Source organism: Kitasatospora sp. NPDC093558 (genome assembly GCF_040683475.1).
GTDB lineage: Bacteria > Actinomycetota > Actinomycetes > Streptomycetales > Streptomycetaceae > Kitasatospora.
Genome location: NZ_JBFBDY010000011.1, coordinates 1 through 17,882, shown reverse-complemented (window position 1 = coordinate 17,882; position 17,882 = coordinate 1). Strand labels below are relative to the sequence as shown.

25 protein-coding genes are annotated in these 17,882 nt (G+C 69.3%); 5 read left to right on the top strand and 20 right to left on the bottom strand.

What is annotated here, in order from left to right; translation table 11 throughout:
• Positions 1-13: 13 nt before the first annotated feature.
• The 20 genes from AB0O00_RS02640 to rfbB form a co-directional block, all read right to left on the bottom strand.
• A complete protein-coding gene (locus AB0O00_RS02640; protein ID WP_030055830.1) occupies positions 14-199 on the bottom strand; it encodes a type Z 30S ribosomal protein S14 in 186 nt (61 codons plus the stop codon).
• A gap of 4 nt (positions 200-203) precedes the next feature.
• Complete coding sequence (rplE, locus tag AB0O00_RS02635) at positions 204-773, bottom strand: 50S ribosomal protein L5 (protein ID WP_350573995.1); 570 nt, start codon at positions 771-773, stop codon at positions 204-206.
• Positions 773-1,084, bottom strand: a complete 312-nt coding sequence (gene rplX, locus AB0O00_RS02630; RefSeq protein WP_270151185.1) for a 50S ribosomal protein L24 — start codon at positions 1,082-1,084, stop codon at positions 773-775. The genes rplE and rplX overlap by 1 nt, the downstream gene beginning before the upstream one ends.
• A 15-nt stretch (positions 1,085-1,099) precedes the next feature.
• Positions 1,100-1,471: a 50S ribosomal protein L14 gene (gene rplN, locus AB0O00_RS02625; protein WP_030232481.1), complete on the bottom strand. Its 372-nt coding sequence runs from the start codon at positions 1,469-1,471 to the stop codon at positions 1,100-1,102.
• Between the two features lie 102 nt (positions 1,472-1,573).
• Positions 1,574-1,846: a 30S ribosomal protein S17 gene (rpsQ, locus tag AB0O00_RS02620; protein WP_030280777.1), complete on the bottom strand. Its 273-nt coding sequence runs from the start codon at positions 1,844-1,846 to the stop codon at positions 1,574-1,576.
• On the bottom strand, positions 1,846-2,070 hold the full coding sequence (rpmC, locus tag AB0O00_RS02615) for a 50S ribosomal protein L29 (RefSeq protein WP_030232478.1): 225 nt from the start codon (positions 2,068-2,070) through the stop codon (positions 1,846-1,848). Before rpmC ends, rpsQ begins: the two co-directional genes overlap by 1 nt.
• Positions 2,070-2,489 carry a 50S ribosomal protein L16 gene (gene rplP / locus AB0O00_RS02610; protein WP_030232476.1) on the bottom strand — a complete coding sequence of 140 codons (420 nt, stop codon included), beginning with the start codon at positions 2,487-2,489 and terminating at the stop codon, positions 2,070-2,072. Before rplP ends, rpmC begins: the two co-directional genes overlap by 1 nt.
• Before the next feature lie 5 nt (positions 2,490-2,494).
• Positions 2,495-3,319, bottom strand: a complete 825-nt coding sequence (gene rpsC / locus AB0O00_RS02605) for a 30S ribosomal protein S3 (protein WP_097237487.1) — start codon at positions 3,317-3,319, stop codon at positions 2,495-2,497.
• Complete coding sequence (gene rplV, locus AB0O00_RS02600; RefSeq protein ID WP_030280773.1) at positions 3,319-3,666, bottom strand: 50S ribosomal protein L22; 348 nt, start codon at positions 3,664-3,666, stop codon at positions 3,319-3,321. Before rplV ends, rpsC begins: the two co-directional genes overlap by 1 nt.
• A gap of 82 nt (positions 3,667-3,748) precedes the next feature.
• A complete protein-coding gene (gene rpsS / locus AB0O00_RS02595) occupies positions 3,749-4,030 on the bottom strand; it encodes a 30S ribosomal protein S19 (RefSeq protein WP_030280772.1) in 282 nt (93 codons plus the stop codon).
• 11 nt (positions 4,031-4,041) lie between these two features.
• The gene (gene rplB, locus AB0O00_RS02590; RefSeq protein ID WP_363648275.1) at positions 4,042-4,878 is read right to left on the bottom strand and encodes a 50S ribosomal protein L2; all 837 of its coding nucleotides are present in this window, start codon (positions 4,876-4,878) and stop codon (positions 4,042-4,044) included.
• A 46-nt stretch (positions 4,879-4,924) separates the two neighbouring features.
• Positions 4,925-5,242, bottom strand: a complete 318-nt coding sequence (gene rplW, locus AB0O00_RS02585) for a 50S ribosomal protein L23 (RefSeq protein WP_030280768.1) — start codon at positions 5,240-5,242, stop codon at positions 4,925-4,927.
• Positions 5,242-5,919 (bottom strand): 50S ribosomal protein L4, encoded by a 678-nt coding sequence (gene rplD, locus AB0O00_RS02580; RefSeq protein ID WP_350573998.1) that lies wholly within the window; start codon positions 5,917-5,919, stop codon positions 5,242-5,244. Before rplD ends, rplW begins: the two co-directional genes overlap by 1 nt.
• A gap of 4 nt (positions 5,920-5,923) precedes the next feature.
• Positions 5,924-6,571 (bottom strand): 50S ribosomal protein L3, encoded by a 648-nt coding sequence (gene rplC, locus AB0O00_RS02575; RefSeq protein ID WP_030263524.1) that lies wholly within the window; start codon positions 6,569-6,571, stop codon positions 5,924-5,926.
• 14 nt (positions 6,572-6,585) lie between these two features.
• On the bottom strand, positions 6,586-6,894 hold the full coding sequence (rpsJ, locus tag AB0O00_RS02570; RefSeq protein ID WP_012785157.1) for a 30S ribosomal protein S10: 309 nt from the start codon (positions 6,892-6,894) through the stop codon (positions 6,586-6,588).
• Positions 6,895-7,287: 393 nt separating this feature from the next.
• On the bottom strand, positions 7,288-9,099 hold the full coding sequence (locus AB0O00_RS02565) for a hypothetical protein (RefSeq protein WP_363648274.1): 1,812 nt from the start codon (positions 9,097-9,099) through the stop codon (positions 7,288-7,290).
• Between the two features lie 211 nt (positions 9,100-9,310).
• Positions 9,311-10,090, bottom strand: a complete 780-nt coding sequence (locus AB0O00_RS02560; protein WP_363648273.1) for a glycosyltransferase family 2 protein — start codon at positions 10,088-10,090, stop codon at positions 9,311-9,313.
• Positions 10,087-10,488, bottom strand: a complete 402-nt coding sequence (locus tag AB0O00_RS02555) for a DUF2304 domain-containing protein (protein WP_359962256.1) — start codon at positions 10,486-10,488, stop codon at positions 10,087-10,089. The genes AB0O00_RS02560 and AB0O00_RS02555 overlap by 4 nt, the downstream gene beginning before the upstream one ends.
• Before the next feature lie 111 nt (positions 10,489-10,599).
• Complete coding sequence (locus AB0O00_RS02550) at positions 10,600-11,916, bottom strand: hypothetical protein (protein ID WP_363648272.1); 1,317 nt, start codon at positions 11,914-11,916, stop codon at positions 10,600-10,602.
• Entirely contained in the window at positions 11,913-12,887 is a 975-nt protein-coding gene (rfbB, locus tag AB0O00_RS02545) for a dTDP-glucose 4,6-dehydratase (RefSeq protein WP_363648271.1), read from the bottom strand. Before rfbB ends, AB0O00_RS02550 begins: the two co-directional genes overlap by 4 nt.
• Before the next feature lie 93 nt (positions 12,888-12,980).
• Between rfbB and rfbA the strand changes: the two genes are divergently transcribed.
• From rfbA to AB0O00_RS02520, 5 genes are all read left to right on the top strand, one after another.
• The gene (gene rfbA, locus AB0O00_RS02540; protein WP_363648270.1) at positions 12,981-13,856 is read left to right on the top strand and encodes a glucose-1-phosphate thymidylyltransferase RfbA; all 876 of its coding nucleotides are present in this window, start codon (positions 12,981-12,983) and stop codon (positions 13,854-13,856) included.
• Positions 13,853-14,452, top strand: a complete 600-nt coding sequence (locus AB0O00_RS02535) for a dTDP-4-dehydrorhamnose 3,5-epimerase family protein (RefSeq protein ID WP_363648269.1) — start codon at positions 13,853-13,855, stop codon at positions 14,450-14,452. The genes rfbA and AB0O00_RS02535 overlap by 4 nt, the downstream gene beginning before the upstream one ends.
• 150 nt (positions 14,453-14,602) lie before the next feature.
• Positions 14,603-15,505: a glycosyltransferase family 2 protein gene (locus AB0O00_RS02530; RefSeq protein ID WP_363648268.1), complete on the top strand. Its 903-nt coding sequence runs from the start codon at positions 14,603-14,605 to the stop codon at positions 15,503-15,505.
• A 26-nt stretch (positions 15,506-15,531) separates the two neighbouring features.
• On the top strand, positions 15,532-16,488 hold the full coding sequence (locus AB0O00_RS02525) for an NAD(P)-dependent oxidoreductase (RefSeq protein ID WP_363648267.1): 957 nt from the start codon (positions 15,532-15,534) through the stop codon (positions 16,486-16,488).
• Between the two features lie 97 nt (positions 16,489-16,585).
• Positions 16,586-17,842: an acyltransferase gene (locus AB0O00_RS02520; protein ID WP_363648266.1), complete on the top strand. Its 1,257-nt coding sequence runs from the start codon at positions 16,586-16,588 to the stop codon at positions 17,840-17,842.
• The last annotated feature ends 40 nt before the right edge of the window (positions 17,843-17,882 follow it).

Here is a 17,882-nt window from a genome sequence, read left to right as displayed (position 1 = left end):
TACGGAGAGAGGACTACCAGGAGCTCTTGGTCACGCCCGGCAGCTCGCCGCGGTGCGCCATCTCACGAAGGCAGACACGGCACAGGCCGAACTTGCGGTACACCGAGTGCGGACGGCCGCAGCGCTGGCACCGGGTGTAGGCCCGGACGCCGAACTTCGGCTTGCGCTCGGACTTCGCGATGAGGGACTTCTTCGCCATTGGCTCACGCCTCCTTGAACGGGAAGCCCAGAGCGCGCAGGAGCGCCCGGCCCTCGTCGTCGGTCTGAGCGGTGGTCACGACGGTGATGTCCATACCGCGCTGACGGTCGACCTTGTCCTGGTCGATCTCGTGGAACATAACCTGCTCGGTCAGACCGAAGGTGTAGTTGCCACGGCCGTCGAACTGCTTCGGGGAGAGGCCACGGAAGTCACGGATGCGCGGCAGGGCCAGCGACACCAGACGGTCCAGGAACTCCCACATACGGTCACCACGGAGGGTGACGTGGGTGCCGATCGGCTGGCCCTCGCGCAGCTTGAACTGCGCGATGGACTTGCGGGCCTTGGTCACGGCCGGCTTCTGACCGGTGATCGCGGTCAGGTCCTTGATCGCGCCCTCGATCAGCTTGCTGTCACGGGCGGCCTCGCCGACACCCATGTTGACCACGACCTTGACCAGGCCGGGGATCAGCATGACGTTCTCGTACGAGAACTGCTCCTGCAGCTGGCCCTTGATCTCGGAGTTGTAACGCTCCTTGAGGCGGGGGGCCACCTTCTCAACAGTCGTCTCAGACATCAGATGTCCTCACCGGTCCGCTTGGCAACGCGGATCTTGTTGCCCTGGTCGTCGAAGCGGTAGCCGACGCGGGTGACGACCTTCTTGCCGTCCTTCTCCACGACCAGCTGGACGTTGGAGACGTGCACCGGGGCCTCGACGGTCACGATGCCACCCTGGGTACCCGGACCCGGCTTGGTGTGCTTCTTGACCCGGTTGACACCCTCGACCAGGACCTTGTTCTCAGCCGGCAGGGCCTGGATGACCTTGCCCTGCTTGCCCTTGTCCTTGCCGGTGATGACCTGGACCAGGTCACCCTTCTTGATCTTCATGCTGTTCGCCATGGGTTAGAGCACCTCCGGCGCCAGCGAGATGATCTTCATGAACTTCTTGTCGCGCAGCTCGCGGCCCACCGGGCCGAAGATGCGGGTGCCACGGGGGTCACCCTCGGTGTTCTTCAGCACGACAGCGGCGTTCTCGTCGAAACGGATGTACGAGCCATCCGGACGACGACGCTCCTTGACGGTGCGGACGACGACGCACTTGACGACGTCACCCTTCTTCACCGAACCACCGGGGATCGCGTCCTTGACGGTCGCGACGATGACGTCCCCGATGCCGGCGTAGCGGCGACCGGAGCCACCGAGAACACGGATGCAAAGGATCTCCTTGGCACCAGTGTTGTCGGCAACACGCAGTCGCGACTCCTGCTGGATCACAGCTTTCTCCTGATCGTCAACGAGAGTCGACGGGCCGGCCGCTGCTCACACCGGCGTCCCAGGGGGACCCGGTGCACATACGGCCGTACCTCATCGGCTTCGTTACTTGGCCTTCTCGAGGATCTCGACGACGCGCCAGCGCTTGGTGGCGGACAGCGGGCGGGTCTCCGCGAGGAGGACCCGGTCGCCGACGCCGCACGCGTTCTGCTCGTCGTGCGCCTTCAGCTTGTTCGTACGGCGGATGACCTTGCCGTACAGAGCGTGCTTGACGCGGTCCTCGACGGCGACGACGACGGTCTTGTCCATCTTGTCGCTGACGACGAGACCCTCACGGGTCTTGCGGAAACCGCGCGTCTCGTTGGTGTTCTCAGTCATCAGGCGTTCTCCACCGTCTCGATGCCCAGCTCGCGCTCGCGCATCAGGGTGTAGATCCGCGCGATGTCCTTGCGGACGAGCTTGAGCCGTCCGTGGTTGTCGAGCTGCCCGGTCGCCGCCTGGAAGCGGAGGTTGAACAGCTCCTCCTTGGCCTCGCGCAGCTTGGCAACGAGACCCTCGTTGTCCAGCGAGCGAAGCTCAGCAGCCTTGGTAGCGGCCGACATCAGCTCTCACCGTCCTCGCGCCGGACGATCCGGCACTTCATCGGCAGCTTGTGCGCGGCGCGGGTGAGCGCCTCGCGAGCAACCTTCTCGTTCGGGTACGACAGCTCGAACATGACCCGACCCGGGTGCACGTTCGCGATCCACCACTCCGGCGAACCCTTACCGGAACCCATGCGGGTCTCGGCCGGCTTCTTGGTGAGCGGGCGGTCCGGGTAGATGTTGATCCAGACCTTGCCGCCACGACGGATGTGACGGGTGATCGCGATACGAGCGGACTCGATCTGACGGTTCGTCACGTAGGCCGGGGTCACGGCCTGGATGCCGAACTGGCCGAACGCCAGCTCGGTGCCACCCTTGGCAGCGCCGCGGCGCTTCGGGTGGTGCTGCTTGCGGTGCTTGACCCGACGGGGGATCAGCATTTGGGTCAGGCCTCCGTTCCGGTGTTCTCTGCAGCCGGAGCCTCGACGGCCGGGGCCGCGGGGGCCTCGGCAGCGGCGGGACGACGGCCGCGGCCACCGCGCTCGCCACCGCGACGCTCGCCACCGCGGGCGGGACGACCACCCTCGGGACGGGCCGGGCGGTTGCCCGAGCGGGCAGCGGCGTTCTCAGCGCGGACCTCGGCGATGTTCTTGACGTCGCCCTTGTAGATCCAGACCTTCACGCCGATGCGGCCGAAGGTGGTCTTGGCCTCGAAGAAGCCGTAGTCGACGTTCGCACGCAGGGTGTGCAGCGGCACGCGACCCTCGCGGTAGAACTCCGAACGGCTCATCTCGGCGCCGCCGAGACGACCGGAGCACTGGACCTTGATGCCCTTGGCGCCGGACTTCATGGTGCCCTGCATCGACTTGCGCATGGCACGGCGGAAGGAGACGCGCGAGGACAGCTGCTCCGCGACGCCCTGAGCCACGAGCTGGGCGTCCAGCTCGGGGTTCTTGACCTCGAGGATGTTCAGCTGGACCTGCTTGCCGGTCAGCTTCTCGAGGTCGCCGCGGATGCGGTCGGCCTCGGTGCCACGGCGACCGATGACGATGCCGGGGCGAGCGGTGTGGATGTCAACGCGGACGCGGTCGCGGGTGCGCTCGATCTCGACCTTGGAGATGCCGGCGCGCTCCATGCCCTTCGTCATCATGCGACGAATGGCGACGTCTTCCTTGACGTAGTCCTTGTACAGCTTGTCGGCGTACCAGCGGGACTTGAAGTCCGTGCTGATGCCGAGGCGGAACCCGTGCGGGTTAACCTTCTGGCCCATTACCGGGTCCCTTCCTTGCTGCTGACGACCACGGTGATGTGGCTGGTCCGCTTGCGGATCCGGTAGGCGCGGCCCTGGGCACGCGGACGGAACCGCTTCAGGGTCGGGCCCTCGTCAACGTACGCCTCGGAGATGTAGAGGTCGTCCACGTTGGAGTGGTTGTAGTTGTGCGCGGCGTTGGCGATGGCGCTGTCGAGCACCTTGCCGACCGGCACGGTGGCGGCCTGCGGAGCGAAACGCAGGACGGCCTGGGCCTCCGTGGCATTCATGCCACGGATGAGGTCCACCACGCGGCGGGCCTTCATGGGCGTCACGCGGATGTACCGCGCCTGAGCCCTGGCTTCCATGGTTGTCCCCTTAATGGAGTAAGTCATTGAGTCTTTTTGGCGCGCAAGCTCAGCCCGTGGCCAGGGGCCACTGATGGGCTCTTTAGCGGCGCTTCGACTTCCGGTCTTCCTTCACGTGGCCACGGAAGGTACGGGTCGGAGCGAACTCGCCGAGCTTGTGGCCGACCATCGACTCGGTGACGAACACCGGGACGTGCTTACGGCCATCGTGAACCGCGATCGTGTGACCGAGCATGCTCGGGGAGATCACGGAACGACGGGACCAGGTCTTGATGACGTTCTGAGTACCCGCCTCGTTCTGAGCGTCCACCTTCTTGATGAGGTGGCCGTCGATGAAGGGGCCCTTCTTAAGACTGCGCGGCATCTGACCTGCTCCTAGCGCTTCTTGTTGGTCTTGCGGCGGCGCACGATGAGCTTGTCCGACGCCTTGTTCGGGCGACGGGTGCGGCCCTCGGGCTTACCCCACGGCGAGACCGGGTGGCGACCACCGGAGGTCTTACCCTCACCACCACCGTGCGGGTGGTCGATCGGGTTCATGGCGACACCACGCACGGTCGGGCGGACGCCCTTCCAGCGCATGCGGCCGGCCTTGCCCCAGTTGATGTTCGACTGCTCGGCGTTGCCGACCTCGCCGACGGTGGCGCGGCAGCGCGCGTCGACCAGACGGATCTCACCGGAGGGCATGCGCAGGTGCGCCATCTTGCCCTCACGCGCCAGCAGCTGGATGCCGGAACCCGCGGAGCGGGCCAGCTTGGCACCGCCGCCGGGACGCAGCTCCACCGCGTGGATGGTGGTACCGACCGGGATGTTGCGCAGCGGCAGGTTGTTGCCGGGCTTGATGTCGGCGCCGGGGCCGTTCTCAATCCGGTCGCCCTGCGCGATGCCGCGCGGCGCGATGATGTAGCGCTTCTCGCCGTCCACGTAGTGCAGGAGCGCGATGCGCGCGGTGCGGTTCGGGTCGTACTCGATGTGTGCGACCTTGGCCGGCACGCCGTCCTTGTCGTGACGACGGAAGTCGATCACGCGGTAGGCGCGCTTGTGACCGCCACCCTGGTGGCGAGCGGTGACACGACCGGCGTTGTTGCGGCCGCCCTTGCTGTGCAGCGGGCGAACCAGCGACTTCTCCGGGGTGGACCGCGTGATTTCTACGAAGTCGGCCACGCTGGAGCCACGACGGCCCGGCGTAGTCGGCTTGTACTTGCGGATGCCCATTTGGCTCTCTCGTCCTCGTCCTAATCGACGATCACGATCTCCCGATTCAGGAGACCGGACCACCGAAGATGTCGATGCGGTTGCCCTCGGCCAGCGTCACGATGGCGCGCTTGGTGTCCTTGCGCTTGCCAAAGCCCGTCTTGGAGCGCTTGCGCTTGCCCTGACGGTTGATCGTGTTGACAGCCTCGACCTTGACCGAGAAGACCGCCTCGACGGCCTGCTTGATCTGGGTCTTGTTGGCGCCCGGCGACACGATGAACGTGTACTTGTTCTCGTCGAGGAGCGAGTAGCTCTTCTCCGAGATGACCGGCTTCACCAGGACGTCACGGGGGTCCGTGAACGTCTTGCTCGTAACGTCGCTCATCAGGCGGCGCTCCCTTCGAGCTCGCCCTCAGCGGCAACGGCCTTGGCGGACGCGGCCGGACCGGCCACGAAACGCTCGAAGGCGGCCTGGGTGAAGACCACATCGTCGGAGACGAGCACGTCGTAGGTGTTCAGCTGACCGGCGTCCAGGATGTGCACGTTCGGCAGGTTGCGAGCGGACTTGAGGCCCAGCTCGTCCGCACGCTCGACGACCAGGAGGACGTTCTTGCGGTCGGTGATCTTGCCGAACAGGCTCTTGGCGGCCTTGGTCGACGGCGCCTCGGTCGCGGTCACGTCGGTGATGACGTGGATGCGGTTGTGGCGGGCCCGGTCGGTGAGCGCACCGCGCAGGGCGGCGGCGATCATCTTCTTCGGGGTCCGCTGCGAGTAGTCGCGCGGCACGGGACCGTGCACGACGCCACCGCCGGCGAACTGCGGCGCACGGGTCGAGCCCTGACGGGCGCGGCCGGTGCCCTTCTGGCGGTACGGCTTCTTGCCGCCACCGCGGACCTCGCCACGAGTCTTGGTCTTGTGGGTGCCCTGACGGGCCGCAGCGAGCTGCGCCACGACGACCTGGTGCATCAGCGGAACGCTGACCTTCGCGTCGAAGATCTCGGCCGGCAGCTCGATGCTGCCGGTCTTGTCGCCAGCCGGCGACAGGATGTCAATGGTGCTCATTTCCTCACAGCCCCTTCGCCGCGGTGCGGACGAGGACGAGGCCGCCGTTCGGGCCCGGGACGGCGCCCTTGATGAGCAGCAGACCCTTCTCCGCGTCGACCGCGTGCACGGTCAGGTTCTGGGTCGTGACACGCTCGTGGCCCATCCGACCAGCCATGCGCAGGCCCTTGAACACGCGGCCCGGGGTGGCGCAGCCACCGATGGAACCGGGCGAGCGGTGCTTGCGCTGGGTGCCGTGACCGGCGCCGAGGCCCTTGAAGTTGTGACGCTTCATGACACCGGCGAAGCCCTTGCCCTTGGAGGTGCCGGTCACGTCGACCTTGACACCCGCCTCGAACAGCTCGGCGGTGATCTCCTGGCCCAGGGTGTACTCGGAGGCGTCCGAGGTACGGAGCTCGACCAGGTGACGGCGCGGGGTGACACCGGCCTTGGCGAAGTGACCCGCGAGGGGCTTGTTCACCTTGCGGGGGTCGATCTCGCCGAAGCCGATCTGGACGGCGTCGTAGCCGGCCGGGCTGTCGGCGGTGTGGACCTGGGTCACGACATTGGGCCCAGCCTTGACGACGGTCACCGGAACGATCCGGTTGTTCTCGTCCCAGACCTGGGTCATGCCGAGCTTCTCGCCCAGGATGCCCTTAATCTGCTTAGCCATCTTCGGTGCGCCTCTCAGAGCTTGATCTCGATGTCGACGCCCGCCGGCAGGTCGAGACGCATGAGCGAGTCAACCGTCTTCGGCGTGGGGTCGAGGATGTCGATCAGACGCTTGTGAGTACGCATCTCGAAGTGCTCGCGCGAGTCCTTGTACTTGTGCGGCGAGCGGATGACGCAGTACACGTTCTTCTCAGTGGGCAGCGGCACCGGGCCCGCGACCTGCGCACCAGTACGGATCACCGTCTCGACGATCTTCTTCGCCGAGGAGTCGATGACCTCGTGGTCGTAGGCCTTGAGCCGGATGCGGATCTTCTGTCCCGCCATGGCTACTCAGTAGTCCTTTGTCCTTAGTCACTGCACGACTCCCTCTCCGACCCCCGCGCTCGGGCGTGTCGCACTCGCGCTTGCAAAAAACCGGCGAAGAACTCGTCGGTTTCAAACTTTCGGGGTGAGGGGCAGCCGGGCCGAGGCCCCGCTCACGCTTCCCGGAAGATTCCCGTACTTTCGCCCCGCAGCTGCCGTGGCGTAGAACTCACGCTTGACGGCCATCACGGGAACGACGAGTACATGGGACTCGCTTCCAGTCCTCCCGGCGGGAGGCGCGCAGCATCGGCACTCAACCGAGCAACTTGGACATACTGCCACATGGAGCAGCCCGGATGCCAATCGGGGCCGGTGAGGTGCACCTCACCGGCCCCGATCGTCACCCGTCGGTGGTCAGTCCTTCGGCGGGCGGCCGCACACGACGTCGTACTCCTTGGAGGCCGCGTTGGCGCAGTAGAGCTTCTTCTGGTCCGGCCCGAACGTGTACTCGGACAGCCCCATGTTGATCGGGTTGCAGGCCCGGACGCCGTTGTTCGGCGAGTACTTGGGGCACTTGCCGTTGTCCAGCTGCTGCAGGTGGGCGCGCAGCGCGTCCAGGCCCATGTCCTCGACGCCCGGGTTGGTGGACGGCATGAAGCGGTTGGCCGACCACGAGCCGCCCATGGTGGCGAACAGGGCGATCGCGCAGACCAGACCGGCGGCCAGCTGGGCCATCACGCGCGGCGAGATCCGGGCCGCCCGGGCCGGGGCGACCTCCTTCAGCGTGCCGCGGATCCAGCCGAAGCCGCGCTCGTACGTGAGCATCACGCCGAGGACGGCCAGGATGATCAGGCAGTAGAAGATGATCCAGGTGGTGCGCGGGTACAGCTGGACGGCCTGGTTGTGCTCCATGTGGGAGGCGAACCAGAAGCGCAGCAGCCAGGCGCCGGCGAGCACGAAGCCCGCGGTGCGGACCGCGATGTTGCGCAGGCCGAGGCCCACGCCGATGCCCACGCCCAGGAGCAGCAGCACGCCGAAGCCGGTCTGGCCGGCCAGCTCACCCGACTCCGGCCAGTTGTGGTACGTCAGGGGGCCGGAGCGGTCGGACGCCCAGCCCATGACGTACGCCGGGTCGATGTACGTGTTGATGTACGCGTAGCGGTCCATCGTCGTGGCACCCAGGCGGACCAGCTGGTACAGCAGCGGCGCGCCGATCACGGCGGCGGTGACCAGCATCGCGCCGAGGAAGAGGACCGCGCGCTTGATCGCGGCCCGGCCGCGGCGCCACGGGAACAGCATCAGGCCGAGGATGAACGAGCCCGGCGCGGCCCACAGGTACCAGCCCGAGTACCAGAGGAACATCACGCCGAACGCGATGCCGAAGCCGAGCCCGCGCAGCAGCGCCGAACGGGTCGAGAGCTCGTCGGCGCGACGGATCTCACGGAAGCAGGCGGCCAGCAGCGGCAGCAGCACCAGCATGGAGCCGTGGCTGTACGGGCGGATCGGGTCGAGGAAGACGATCGAGGTCGGCACCGCGACCGCCATCGCCCAGAACGGGCGCAGCAGCATCCGCCACGAGAGGTAGGCCATCGGCCCGACCAGCGCGCTGAGGATCAGCTGGAGGTCCTTGAGGGCGTGGCCCACGCCGGCGATGCCGTTGTGGAAGAGCTTGGCCCAGACCGCGAGCAGGGCGGGGAACAGCGGGGGGTAGACCCCCGGCAGGCCCTTGCCGCGCATCATGTCGTTGGCCATGCCCATGAGGTTGCCGGGGTCGCCCTCCTGGCCGCCCAGGCCCCACGGGGTGCCGTGCAGCGCGACCACTATGCCGCCGGCCACGACGCCGGTGCCCAGGCCCGCGATGGCCGCGCACGCCAGGCGCTGCGCGACCTGGTAGTAGCGCAGCGTGCCGCGGTAGGCGAGGAACAGCAGGACCGCGAGGAGCGGGATGCCGAGCAGCGCCGCGTACTGCTGGATTTTGGCGAGGCCGCTGACCTGCCCGATGCGGGTGGTGGGGTTGACGCTGATGTGGGTGCACAGCAGCATGAACCCGAGGGCGACGACGACGCTGACCACGCCCTCCCCCAGCGGGAGGAACCAGCGCTTCTCCGTCCACCGGTCGAAGCGGCCGCCCGGCCGGGCCGTCGACGTCCCGCCGGTCGACGCGCCTCTGGCGCCGTCGGGCGTGCTGGAGGGGGCGCCGACGACGTCCGGTGCCAAATCCGTCATGTCTATTCGCTTCCGTGAAGCGGCACTCTGCCGCAGGTCGGGCCGGCTCGACGGGGCGAGCGAGGTCTGCGGGCGCCGGCCGGGGGACATCCGGTCGCCACGGAACGCCCCCGGAATGCCGACGGGACGTTCACGCCCGCCACGCTAGCAAGGCGATGCCGGGCCCCACCCGCTCACTCACGGGTTCGGGCCCGGCGGTCACGCGCCGTGATCAGCGTCGGCCGGCCAGTTCGCGCCGCGGGGCCGCGGCCTTCTTGGTGGCGGGCTGGATCAGCTTGAGGTGCTTGGGCATCCGGCGGATCATCGCCAGCAGCAGGACCAGGCCGGCCCGGGCGAGGTAGATCGTCGCCTTGATCGGGGAGGCGCTGGGCGTACCGGTGGTCCGCTCGCGCATCGCGACCGGCACCTGGCGGATCACGAAGCCGCAGCGGGCGGCGCCGACCATGCTCTCGATCGTGTCACCCAGGTACTCCACCGGGTACCACTGCGAGAAGAACTCGATCATCGGCTTGTTGCAGGCCTTGAAGCCCGAGGTGGTGTCGGTCAGCCGCGTGCGGGCGACCCGGGACAGCACCACCGAGAGCAGCTTCATCGCCCAGGAGCGCGGGCCGCGCACCTTGTACGAGCCCTCGCCGGCGAAGCGGGCGCCGATGACCAGGTCGGCCTCGTCCAGCTTGGCGATCAGCGACGGCACGTAGGACGGGTCGTGCTGGCCGTCGGCGTCGCACTGCAGCGCGATGTCGTAGTCGTGCAGGTGCGCGTAGCGGTAGCCGAAGCGCATCGCGCCGCCGACGCCCAGGTTGTAGGGCAGCTGGGCGACCTTGGAGCCGTTCGCCGCGGCGACGGCGGCGGTGTCGTCCACCGAGCCGTCGTCGACGACCAGGGTGTCGACGCCGGGCAGCTTCTGCTGGATCTCCCGGAGGATCTTGGGCAGCCCCTCGGCCTCGTTCCAGGCCGGGAGGATGATCAGTACCCGCTTGCCGTCGATCATGCCGTCACCCCGGGGTCGTTCGCCTTGGCGGCGTCGTTGTTGCTGCGCGCGATCGGGTAGTCGTGGTGCTCGGCCAGGTAGGCGCGCATCATCGCGACGTCCTCGGCCAGCGTGCGGGTCTCGGCCTCCAGCCGGGAGGCCTCCCAGCTCAGGTGCAGCGAGACCATCAGCACCAGGATGAAGCCCGCGAACAGGACGAGGCTGACGCCGGAGGCGATGCCGAGCCGGCGGGCGGTGGAGTCCAGGATCGTGGGGAAGAACCCGAGCGGCGCGACGACGACGCCGATCGCGAGCCAGATCGCCGCGTACTTCTCCCGGAGCTGCTGTCGGCGCAGCAGCTCCAGGATGTAGACGAGCACCAGCACGCCGGTGATCGAAGTGATGACGGTGAGATGCACGACGGGGAGCGCCTTTCAGCGGCTGTGTGGCGTGGCGAAAGCAATGACAGTTTAAAAGGCCTGGCGGAACGGACTGCCGCCGCCGGTTGTCCGGGGGCCGCGCAGATGGTGTCAGACTTCTGACGACTGGCGCGCCGCCATGGTTGCACCCGGCTCCACCGCGGTCGCGACCGGAGCCGACAGGGACCGGGCCAGCGCCCATAGCATGGCAGCCGCGCTGACCGCGGCACCAGCCAGGTAGGCCAGTTCGACGCGCGTGGCGATCGCCCCCGGCGCCGCGGTCACGGCGACGAGCACCACCGTGCCGGCGAGCCAGGACAGCAGCTGCCGCTGGTGGCGGCCGAGCGAGAGCAGCGCCTGCCCGAAGACCGTCGCGAGCATGTAGCAGAGCGTGCCGAGCGACAGCCACAGGAAGTCGAGCGGACCGAGCACGTCCTGGGCCTTGAAGAACAGCCGGATCGCCCACGGGCCGAGGATCACCGTCGGCACGCCGGCCGCGGTGCACATCAGCGCGACGATGCCGCCGGTGCGCAGCAGGACCTTGCGGAACTCGGCGTGGTTGCCGGCCGCCGCTGCCCCGGACAGCGAGGAGACCAGCGAGGCCTGGATGGCCGCGTACGCGAAGAGCGGCACCCGGGCCAGCACCACCGCGTTGAGCAGCGCGGCGATCAGCGCCTTGGAGGACGGCGACAGCACGCCCACGCTCACCACCGCGGCGTTGACCATGAGCTGCGCGAGCAGCGTCGAGCCGGTCAGCAGGCCGAGCCCGGTGACGACGTCGCGCCAGGCCGGGGCCGGGCCGCCGCGGCGGTCGGCGAGCACCGAGCGCATCCCGATCACCGAGGCGGCGAGCGGCGCCACGACGAGGATCAGGCTGAAGGCGAACGCGGAGTGCACGCCGAACAGCGGGATCAGCGCGGCCAGGCCGATCCGCAGGCCGCCGTCGACGCCCAGCTGGAGGCCGTACGCGCCGAACCGGCCGAGGCCGGCCAGCGCGCCGCGGGCCACCGAGCTGACGGCCAGGCCGACCAGCGCGCCGCCCATGCCGGCCACCAGGCCGATGTCGCCGGAGAAGAAGCGGTCCGCGATCGGGCGGGCCGCCACCGCGACGCCGGCCAGCACGACGGCCAGCACGGCGGCGGTGGCGAGCAGCACCCGGCGGATGGCCGGGCCGGGGCCGTGGCCGGCCACGTCGCGGGCGGCCACCAGCCGGTTGAGCTCCAGCTCGACCGGCGAGAACAGCCCGTACCCGACCGACATGACCAGCGTCCACAGCATCGAGACGCCGGCGACCTGCGTGGTGTCCAAGCCGTGCCCGGCGAGCGCCAGGAAGATGTACGAGGAGGCACCGAGCACGACGGTGCCCCCCGCGACGAGCCGCACGCCGGGGGGCAGCGCCCCCAGCAGCTTGGCCACCGGGTTCGTCATCGCAGCGCGGCCTTGGCCTTCAGCGGCTCCCACCAGGCGCGGTTCTCGCGGTACCAGGCGATGGTGGCCGCGAGGCCGTCCTCGAAACGGACCTGCGGGGCGTAGCCGAGCTCCTCGCTGATCTTGGTGATGTCCAGCGAGTAGCGCAGGTCGTGGCCCTTGCGGTCGGCGACCGGCTCGACCGAGGACCAGTCGGCGCCGGCGGCCTGCAGCAGCAGCTCGGTGAGCTCCTTGTTGGTCAGCTCGGTGCCGCCGCCGATGTTGTAGACCTCGCCGGCGCGGCCCTTGCGCATGGCGAGCTCGATGCCGCGGCAGTGGTCGGAGACGTGCAGCCAGTCGCGGATGTTGCCGCCGGTGCCGTACAGCGGCACCTTCTTGCCGTCCAGCAGGTTCGTGGTGAACAGCGGGATGACCTTCTCCGGGAACTGGTAGTGCCCGTAGTTGTTGGAGCAGCGGGTGACCACCACATCCATGCCGTGGGTGCGGTGGTAGGCGAGCGCCAGCAGGTCGGAGCCGGCCTTGGAGGCGGAGTACGGGGAGTTCGGGGCGAGCGGCCACTCCTCGGTCCACGAGCCCTCGGAGATCGAGCCGTACACCTCGTCGGTGGAGACGTGGACGAAGCGGGCGACGCCGTGCTTGCGGGCCGAGTCCAGCAGCACCTGGGTGCCGAGGACGTTGGTCACCACGAACGGGCCGGCGCCCTCGATCGAGCGGTCGACGTGCGACTCGGCCGCGAAGTGCACGACCACGTCGTGCCCGGGCATCACCTGGTCGACGGCGTCGGCGTCGCAGATGTCGCCGCGCACGAAGGTGTAGCCGCTGTGGGCGGCGACCGGGGCCAGGTTGGCCTCGACGCCCGAGTAGGTGAGCTTGTCGAAGACGGTGATCTGATCCGTTGCGTCGGCGCCGAGCAGCTGGCGGACGAACTCTGAACCGATGAAGCCGGCGCCGCCGGTGACGAGGATGCGCATAGTGCGGGCAGTCTACCGGGGCGAATCGAACCCCCGACCCCGGGCCGACGGGGGCTTCCGAAGCGCCCCCGGACCTCACATAAGCTGCGTGCCATGCGTGGAATCCTCTTGGCCGGCGGCACCGGCTCCCGACTCTGGCCGCTGACCCGGGCTGTCTCGAAGCAGCTCCTCCCGGTCTTCGACAAGCCGATGATCTACTACCCGCTGTCGACCCTGGTCATGGCGGGCATCAGCGAGATCCTGATCATTACCACCCCCCAGGACCAGGAGCAGTTCCAGCGTCTGCTCGGCGACGGCTCCCAGTTCGGCCTGAAGCTGGAGTACGCCGTCCAGGAGAAGCCCGAGGGCATCGCCCAGGCCTTCGTCCTCGGCGCCGACTTCATCGGCGACGAGCCGGTCGCGCTGATCCTGGGCGACAACATCTTCCACGGCAGCGGCCTGGGCACCCGGCTCGCCCAGCGCACCGACCCCAAGGGCGGCATGGTCTTCGCCTACCCGGTCGCCGACCCGACCGCCTACGGCGTCGTCGAGTTCGACGACCACGGCCAGGTCATCTCCATCGAGGAGAAGCCGGACGCCCCGAAGTCCCGCTACGCCGTGCCCGGCCTCTACTTCTACGACAACCGCGTGGTGGAGATCTCCCGCGGCCTGACCCCGAGCGCCCGCGGCGAGCTGGAGATCACCGCCGTCAACGAGGAGTACCTCAAGCTCGGCGAGCTGCACGTGACCGTCCTGGACCGCGGCACCGCCTGGCTGGACACCGGCACGTTCGTCTCGATGGTCCAGGCCTCGGAGTTCGTCCGGGTCATCGAAGAGCGCCAGGGCTTCAAGATCGGCTGCATCGAGGAGGCCGCCTGGCGGGCCGGCCTGATCGACACCGAGCAGCTGCGCGAGCTGGCCGAGCCGCTGCGCAAGAGCGGCTACGGCGACTACCTGGTCGCGCTGCTCGACGAGGAGGCGGCCAAGTGAAGTTCCGCGAACTGTCCATCCCGGGCGCCTTCGAGGTCACCCCGCAGCAGCACGGCGACCCGCGCGGGCTGTTCATGGAGTGGTACCGCTTCGACCGCCTGGAGGAGGTCGTCGGCCACCCGCTGCGGCTCGCCCAGGGCAACCTGTCGGTGTCGGCCAAGGACGTCGTGCGCGGCATCCACTTCGCCGACGTCCCGCCCGGCCAGGCCAAGTACGTCAGCTGCGTGCGCGGCGCCGTCCTGGACGTGATCGTCGACCTGCGGGTGGGCTCCCCCACCTTCGGGAAGTGGGAGTTCGTCCGCCTCGACGACGTCGAGCGCAAGTCCGTGTACATCGCCGAGGGCCTCGGCCACGGCTTCTGCGCGCTGACCGACGACGCCACCCTGTCGTACGTCTGCTCCGAGACGTACAACCCGACCGGCGAGCACTCGGTGCACCCGCTCGACCCCGACCTCGCGATCGAGTGGCCCGCCGGCGCCCCCCAGCTGTCGGCCCGCGACGCCGCCGCTCCCTCGCTCGCCGAGGCCATCGCGAGCGGCCTGCTGCCGGACTACGAGAAGTGCGTGGCCTACACCGAAAGCCTGCGCACCAGCTGAAACGACCGATGCCCGGACCGGCGCCCGCAGCGGCCCCGGTCCGGGCATCGCCGTCGGCGGAGGGCCCTGCGGGGCTCAGTATGATGGGCCCGCCGCGGGGTCGTGCTCCCGCCCGCAGGCCCCGAACCGACCACCGGATGTGCCTCCACCATGACCACTCTGGAAATCCTGCTTCCGTACTACGGCGACGTCGCACTGATGCAGGAGGCGGTCCGCAGCGTCCTGGCCCAGACCGACCCGGACTGGCGGCTGACCGTAGTGGACGACGGCAAGGAGCCCGGGGTCCCGGAGTGGTTCGCGGAGCTGGACGACCCGCGGGTGCGCTACTTCCGCAACGAGCAGAACCTCGGCGTCACCGGCAACTACCGCAAGTGCCTGGGCATGGCCGAGCACGAGCACATGATGTTCATGGGCACCGACGACGTCATGCTGCCCAACTACGTGGCCACGATCCGCTCGATCCTCGCCCAGCACCCCGGCGTCGCGATGATCCAGCCCGGCGTCCAGGTCATCGGCAGCGACGGCCGGCCCAGCACCTCGCTCGCCGACGAGTCCAAGCGCCGCATCTACGCGCCCAAGGCGCAGGGCCGCGTCCTGATGGGCGGCGAGGACCTCGCGGTCAGCCTGCTCAAGGGCAACTGGCTGTACTTCCCGTCCATCTGCTGGCGCACCGAGGCCGTGAAGACCACCGGCTTCCGCGACAACCTGGAGATCATCCAGGACCTCGCCCTGGTCATCGACCTGCTCCAGGCCGGCGAGCAGATGGTCATCGACGACGTGCTCGCCTTCCAGTACCGCCGGCACGCCGTCAGCATCTCCTCCTCGTCCGCGTTCAGCGGCACCCGCTTCACCGAGGCCCGGCGCTACTTCCTCGACGCCGCCGACCGCCTCGACGCGCAGGGCTGGTCGCGGGCGGCGCGCGCCTCCCGGATCCACCTGTCCGCCCGCATCCACGCCCTCACCCTGGTCCCGGGCGCGATGCGCGCCGGCCAGTGGGACGGCGCGAAGGCCCTGCTTCGCAACGCCACCAGCACGGCCCGCCGTCCCCGCTGACCCACGAACCCCCTGGAGTCCCCGCAATGACCGCTCCGCACACGGCACCGGCCCGGGTGGCCGTCCTCGGTGGCACCGGCTTCATCGGCCGGGTGCTCGGCGCCCGCCTCCTGGCGCAGGGCGCCGAGGTCGTCAGCCTCGCCCGCAAGGCCCCGGCCGAGCCGGCCCCCGGCCGCTTCGTCGCCTTCGACCTCTCCGGCGGCGACCCCGCCGAGCTCACCGCGCTGCTCGACCGCGAGCGGATCGACACCGTCGTCAACGCGGCCGGCGGCATGTGGGGCCTGAACGACGAGCAGATGTACCAGGCCAACGTCGTCCTCACCGAGCGGCTCATCGAGGCCGTCGCCGCCATGGCCTCCCCCGCCCACCTGGTCCACCTCGGCACCGTCCACGAGTACGGCATGGCCCCGGTCGGCACCAGCCAGCGCGAGAGCGACCCGGCCGCCCCGGTCATGGAGTACGGCAAGCTCAAGCTGGCCGCCACCGAGGCCGTCGTGCGCGCCGTCGAGGCCGGCCGGATCAGCGGCGTCGTGCTGCGCCTCGGCAACGTCGTCGGCGCCGGCCAGCCCGGCCACAGCCTGCTCGGCGTGATGGCCGCCAAGCTCGACGCCGCCCGCGTGGCCGGTGAGACCGCTCAGCTGTCGCTGCAGCCGCTCACCGCCCTGCGCGACTTCGTCGACCTCACCGACACCCTCGACGCCGTCCTGCTGGCCGCCGCCGACCGCTCGGCCCCGCCGGTCGTCAACGTCGGCACCGGATCCGCCTCCACCGCCCGCCACCTCGTCGAGCTCCTGATCGAGGAGAGCGGCGTGCCCACCGAGATCACCGAGGTCCCGGCCCCCGACGGCACCGGCCCGGAGACCGAGTGGCAGCAGCTCGACGTCACCGTCGCCCGCGAGAGCCTCGGCTGGACCCCCCGCCGCAGCCTGCGCGAGGCCGTCCGCGAGCTCTGGACCGCCCAGGCCACCGCCCCGGCCGCGTAGGACCGGGAAACCCAGCAGGGCCACCACCGGCGCCGGACGGGCCACCGTCCGGCGCCTCCGCCCATCGGGTAGCCCCGATCCACTCCTTGAGGAACCCATGAGACCGCGCAGCCTGTTCCAGTCCCGCGGCACCCTGGCCGAGCTGTTCTCCGGGCGTGCCAACAGCTTCGGCCTGCTGAGACTGCTGCTGGCCTCCTCGGTCGTGGTCTCCCACGTCTACCCGCTGGCCTGGGGCCACCTGGACCCGCTGTGGAAGCGCAGCGGCGAGCAGACCGACCTCGGGAAGATGGCCGTGATCGGCTTCTTCGTCCTCTCCGGCTTCATGATCACGGGCAGCGGCCGCCGCATCACCATCGGCCGCTACTCCTGGCACCGCGCGCTGCGCATCATGCCCGGGCTCTGGGGCTCACTGGTGGTCTCCACCCTGGTGATCATGCCGCTGCTGTACCGGTGGCAGCACCACACCCTCAACGGGTTCTGGAGCCACCCCAACGGCCCCAAGACGTACCTGAGCGGCACCTGGAACACCTCGCTCACCGGCGGCTGGGACGTCTCCGGCGTCATCGCCGAGGGCGTCCGGCGCCACACCAACTTCGACCAGAGCGTCAACGGGGCGCTCTGGTCGCTGAAGTACGAGATCCTCTGCTACATAGTCGTGGGCCTGCTGGCGGCCGGCGGGGTGCTGCTGCGGGCACGCCGCTTCGTGCCGCTGACGGCGGTCGCGCTGTGGGGCCTGATCATCAACGACTGGATCGACGCGCCCGCCTGGCGCGGCATCCCCGGGGACCTCGGCTCCGCCGTCAACGTCCCGTTCCTCGGCCCGCTGGTCTTCCACTACATCGTCCACCTGGGCTTCGTCTTCATGATCGGCGCGACCTTCCAGCTCTACCGCGAGCGCGTGCCGATCAACGACGGCCTGGCACTGGCCTGCGTGCTGGTCTTCCTGGCCACGCTGCAGTGGGGCGGGCTCTTCGTGTTCGGCTACCCGGCCTTCGCGTACCTGCTGTTCTGGCTCGCGATCCGGCTGCCGCGCCCGTTCCAGAAGGTCGGCCGCAAGCGGGACTACTCGTACGGCATCTACATCTACGGCTTCACCGTCGAGCAGTCGCTGGCCATGCTCGGCTACGCCAAGTACGGCAAGCCCGTCTTCCTCGCCTGCGCGCTGGCCGGGACGGTCGCGCTGGCCGCGCTGTCCTGGCACCTGATCGAGTCGCCGGCGATGAAGCTCAAGGACTGGACGCCGGGACCGGTCCGCCGCCTCAAGGCCCGCCGGGCCGCCGCGGCACCGGCCGGCACCGCGGAGCAGGCCGACCGCGAGCAGGACGCCGTCCGGCCGCCGACCGTCTCGGCCTGAGGCCGGGCCCTCCCCCTTCCGGCACGACGAGAGCGCCCGG

Coding starts and splice junctions, on each gene's coding strand:
- AB0O00_RS02640 (WP_030055830.1), bottom strand. CDS start 199: ATGGCGAAGAAGTCCCTCATCGCGAAGTCCGAGCGCAAGCCGAAGTTC.
- rplE (WP_350573995.1), bottom strand. CDS start 773: ATGTCTGAGACGACTGTTGAGAAGGTGGCCCCCCGCCTCAAGGAGCGT.
- rplX (WP_270151185.1), bottom strand. CDS start 1,084: ATGAAGATCAAGAAGGGTGACCTGGTCCAGGTCATCACCGGCAAGGAC.
- rpsQ (WP_030280777.1), bottom strand. CDS start 1,846: ATGACTGAGAACACCAACGAGACGCGCGGTTTCCGCAAGACCCGTGAG.
- rpmC (WP_030232478.1), bottom strand. CDS start 2,070: ATGTCGGCCGCTACCAAGGCTGCTGAGCTTCGCTCGCTGGACAACGAG.
- rplP (WP_030232476.1), bottom strand. CDS start 2,489: ATGCTGATCCCCCGTCGGGTCAAGCACCGCAAGCAGCACCACCCGAAG.
- rpsC (WP_097237487.1), bottom strand. CDS start 3,319: ATGGGCCAGAAGGTTAACCCGCACGGGTTCCGCCTCGGCATCAGCACG.
- rplV (WP_030280773.1), bottom strand. CDS start 3,666: ATGGAAGCCAGGGCTCAGGCGCGGTACATCCGCGTGACGCCCATGAAG.
- rpsS (WP_030280772.1), bottom strand. CDS start 4,030: ATGCCGCGCAGTCTTAAGAAGGGCCCCTTCATCGACGGCCACCTCATC.
- rplB (WP_363648275.1), bottom strand. CDS start 4,878: ATGGGCATCCGCAAGTACAAGCCGACTACGCCGGGCCGTCGTGGCTCC.
- rplW (WP_030280768.1), bottom strand. CDS start 5,242: ATGAGCGACGTTACGAGCAAGACGTTCACGGACCCCCGTGACGTCCTG.
- rplD (WP_350573998.1), bottom strand. CDS start 5,919: ATGAGCACCATTGACATCCTGTCGCCGGCTGGCGACAAGACCGGCAGC.
- rplC (WP_030263524.1), bottom strand. CDS start 6,571: ATGGCTAAGCAGATTAAGGGCATCCTGGGCGAGAAGCTCGGCATGACC.
- rpsJ (WP_012785157.1), bottom strand. CDS start 6,894: ATGGCGGGACAGAAGATCCGCATCCGGCTCAAGGCCTACGACCACGAG.
- AB0O00_RS02565 (WP_363648274.1), bottom strand. CDS start 9,099: ATGACGGATTTGGCACCGGACGTCGTCGGCGCCCCCTCCAGCACGCCC.
- AB0O00_RS02560 (WP_363648273.1), bottom strand. CDS start 10,090: ATGATCGACGGCAAGCGGGTACTGATCATCCTCCCGGCCTGGAACGAG.
- AB0O00_RS02550 (WP_363648272.1), bottom strand. CDS start 11,916: ATGACGAACCCGGTGGCCAAGCTGCTGGGGGCGCTGCCCCCCGGCGTG.
- rfbB (WP_363648271.1), bottom strand. CDS start 12,887: ATGCGCATCCTCGTCACCGGCGGCGCCGGCTTCATCGGTTCAGAGTTC.
- rfbA (WP_363648270.1), top strand. CDS start 12,981: ATGCGTGGAATCCTCTTGGCCGGCGGCACCGGCTCCCGACTCTGGCCG.
- AB0O00_RS02530 (WP_363648268.1), top strand. CDS start 14,603: ATGACCACTCTGGAAATCCTGCTTCCGTACTACGGCGACGTCGCACTG.
- AB0O00_RS02525 (WP_363648267.1), top strand. CDS start 15,532: ATGACCGCTCCGCACACGGCACCGGCCCGGGTGGCCGTCCTCGGTGGC.
- AB0O00_RS02520 (WP_363648266.1), top strand. CDS start 16,586: ATGAGACCGCGCAGCCTGTTCCAGTCCCGCGGCACCCTGGCCGAGCTG.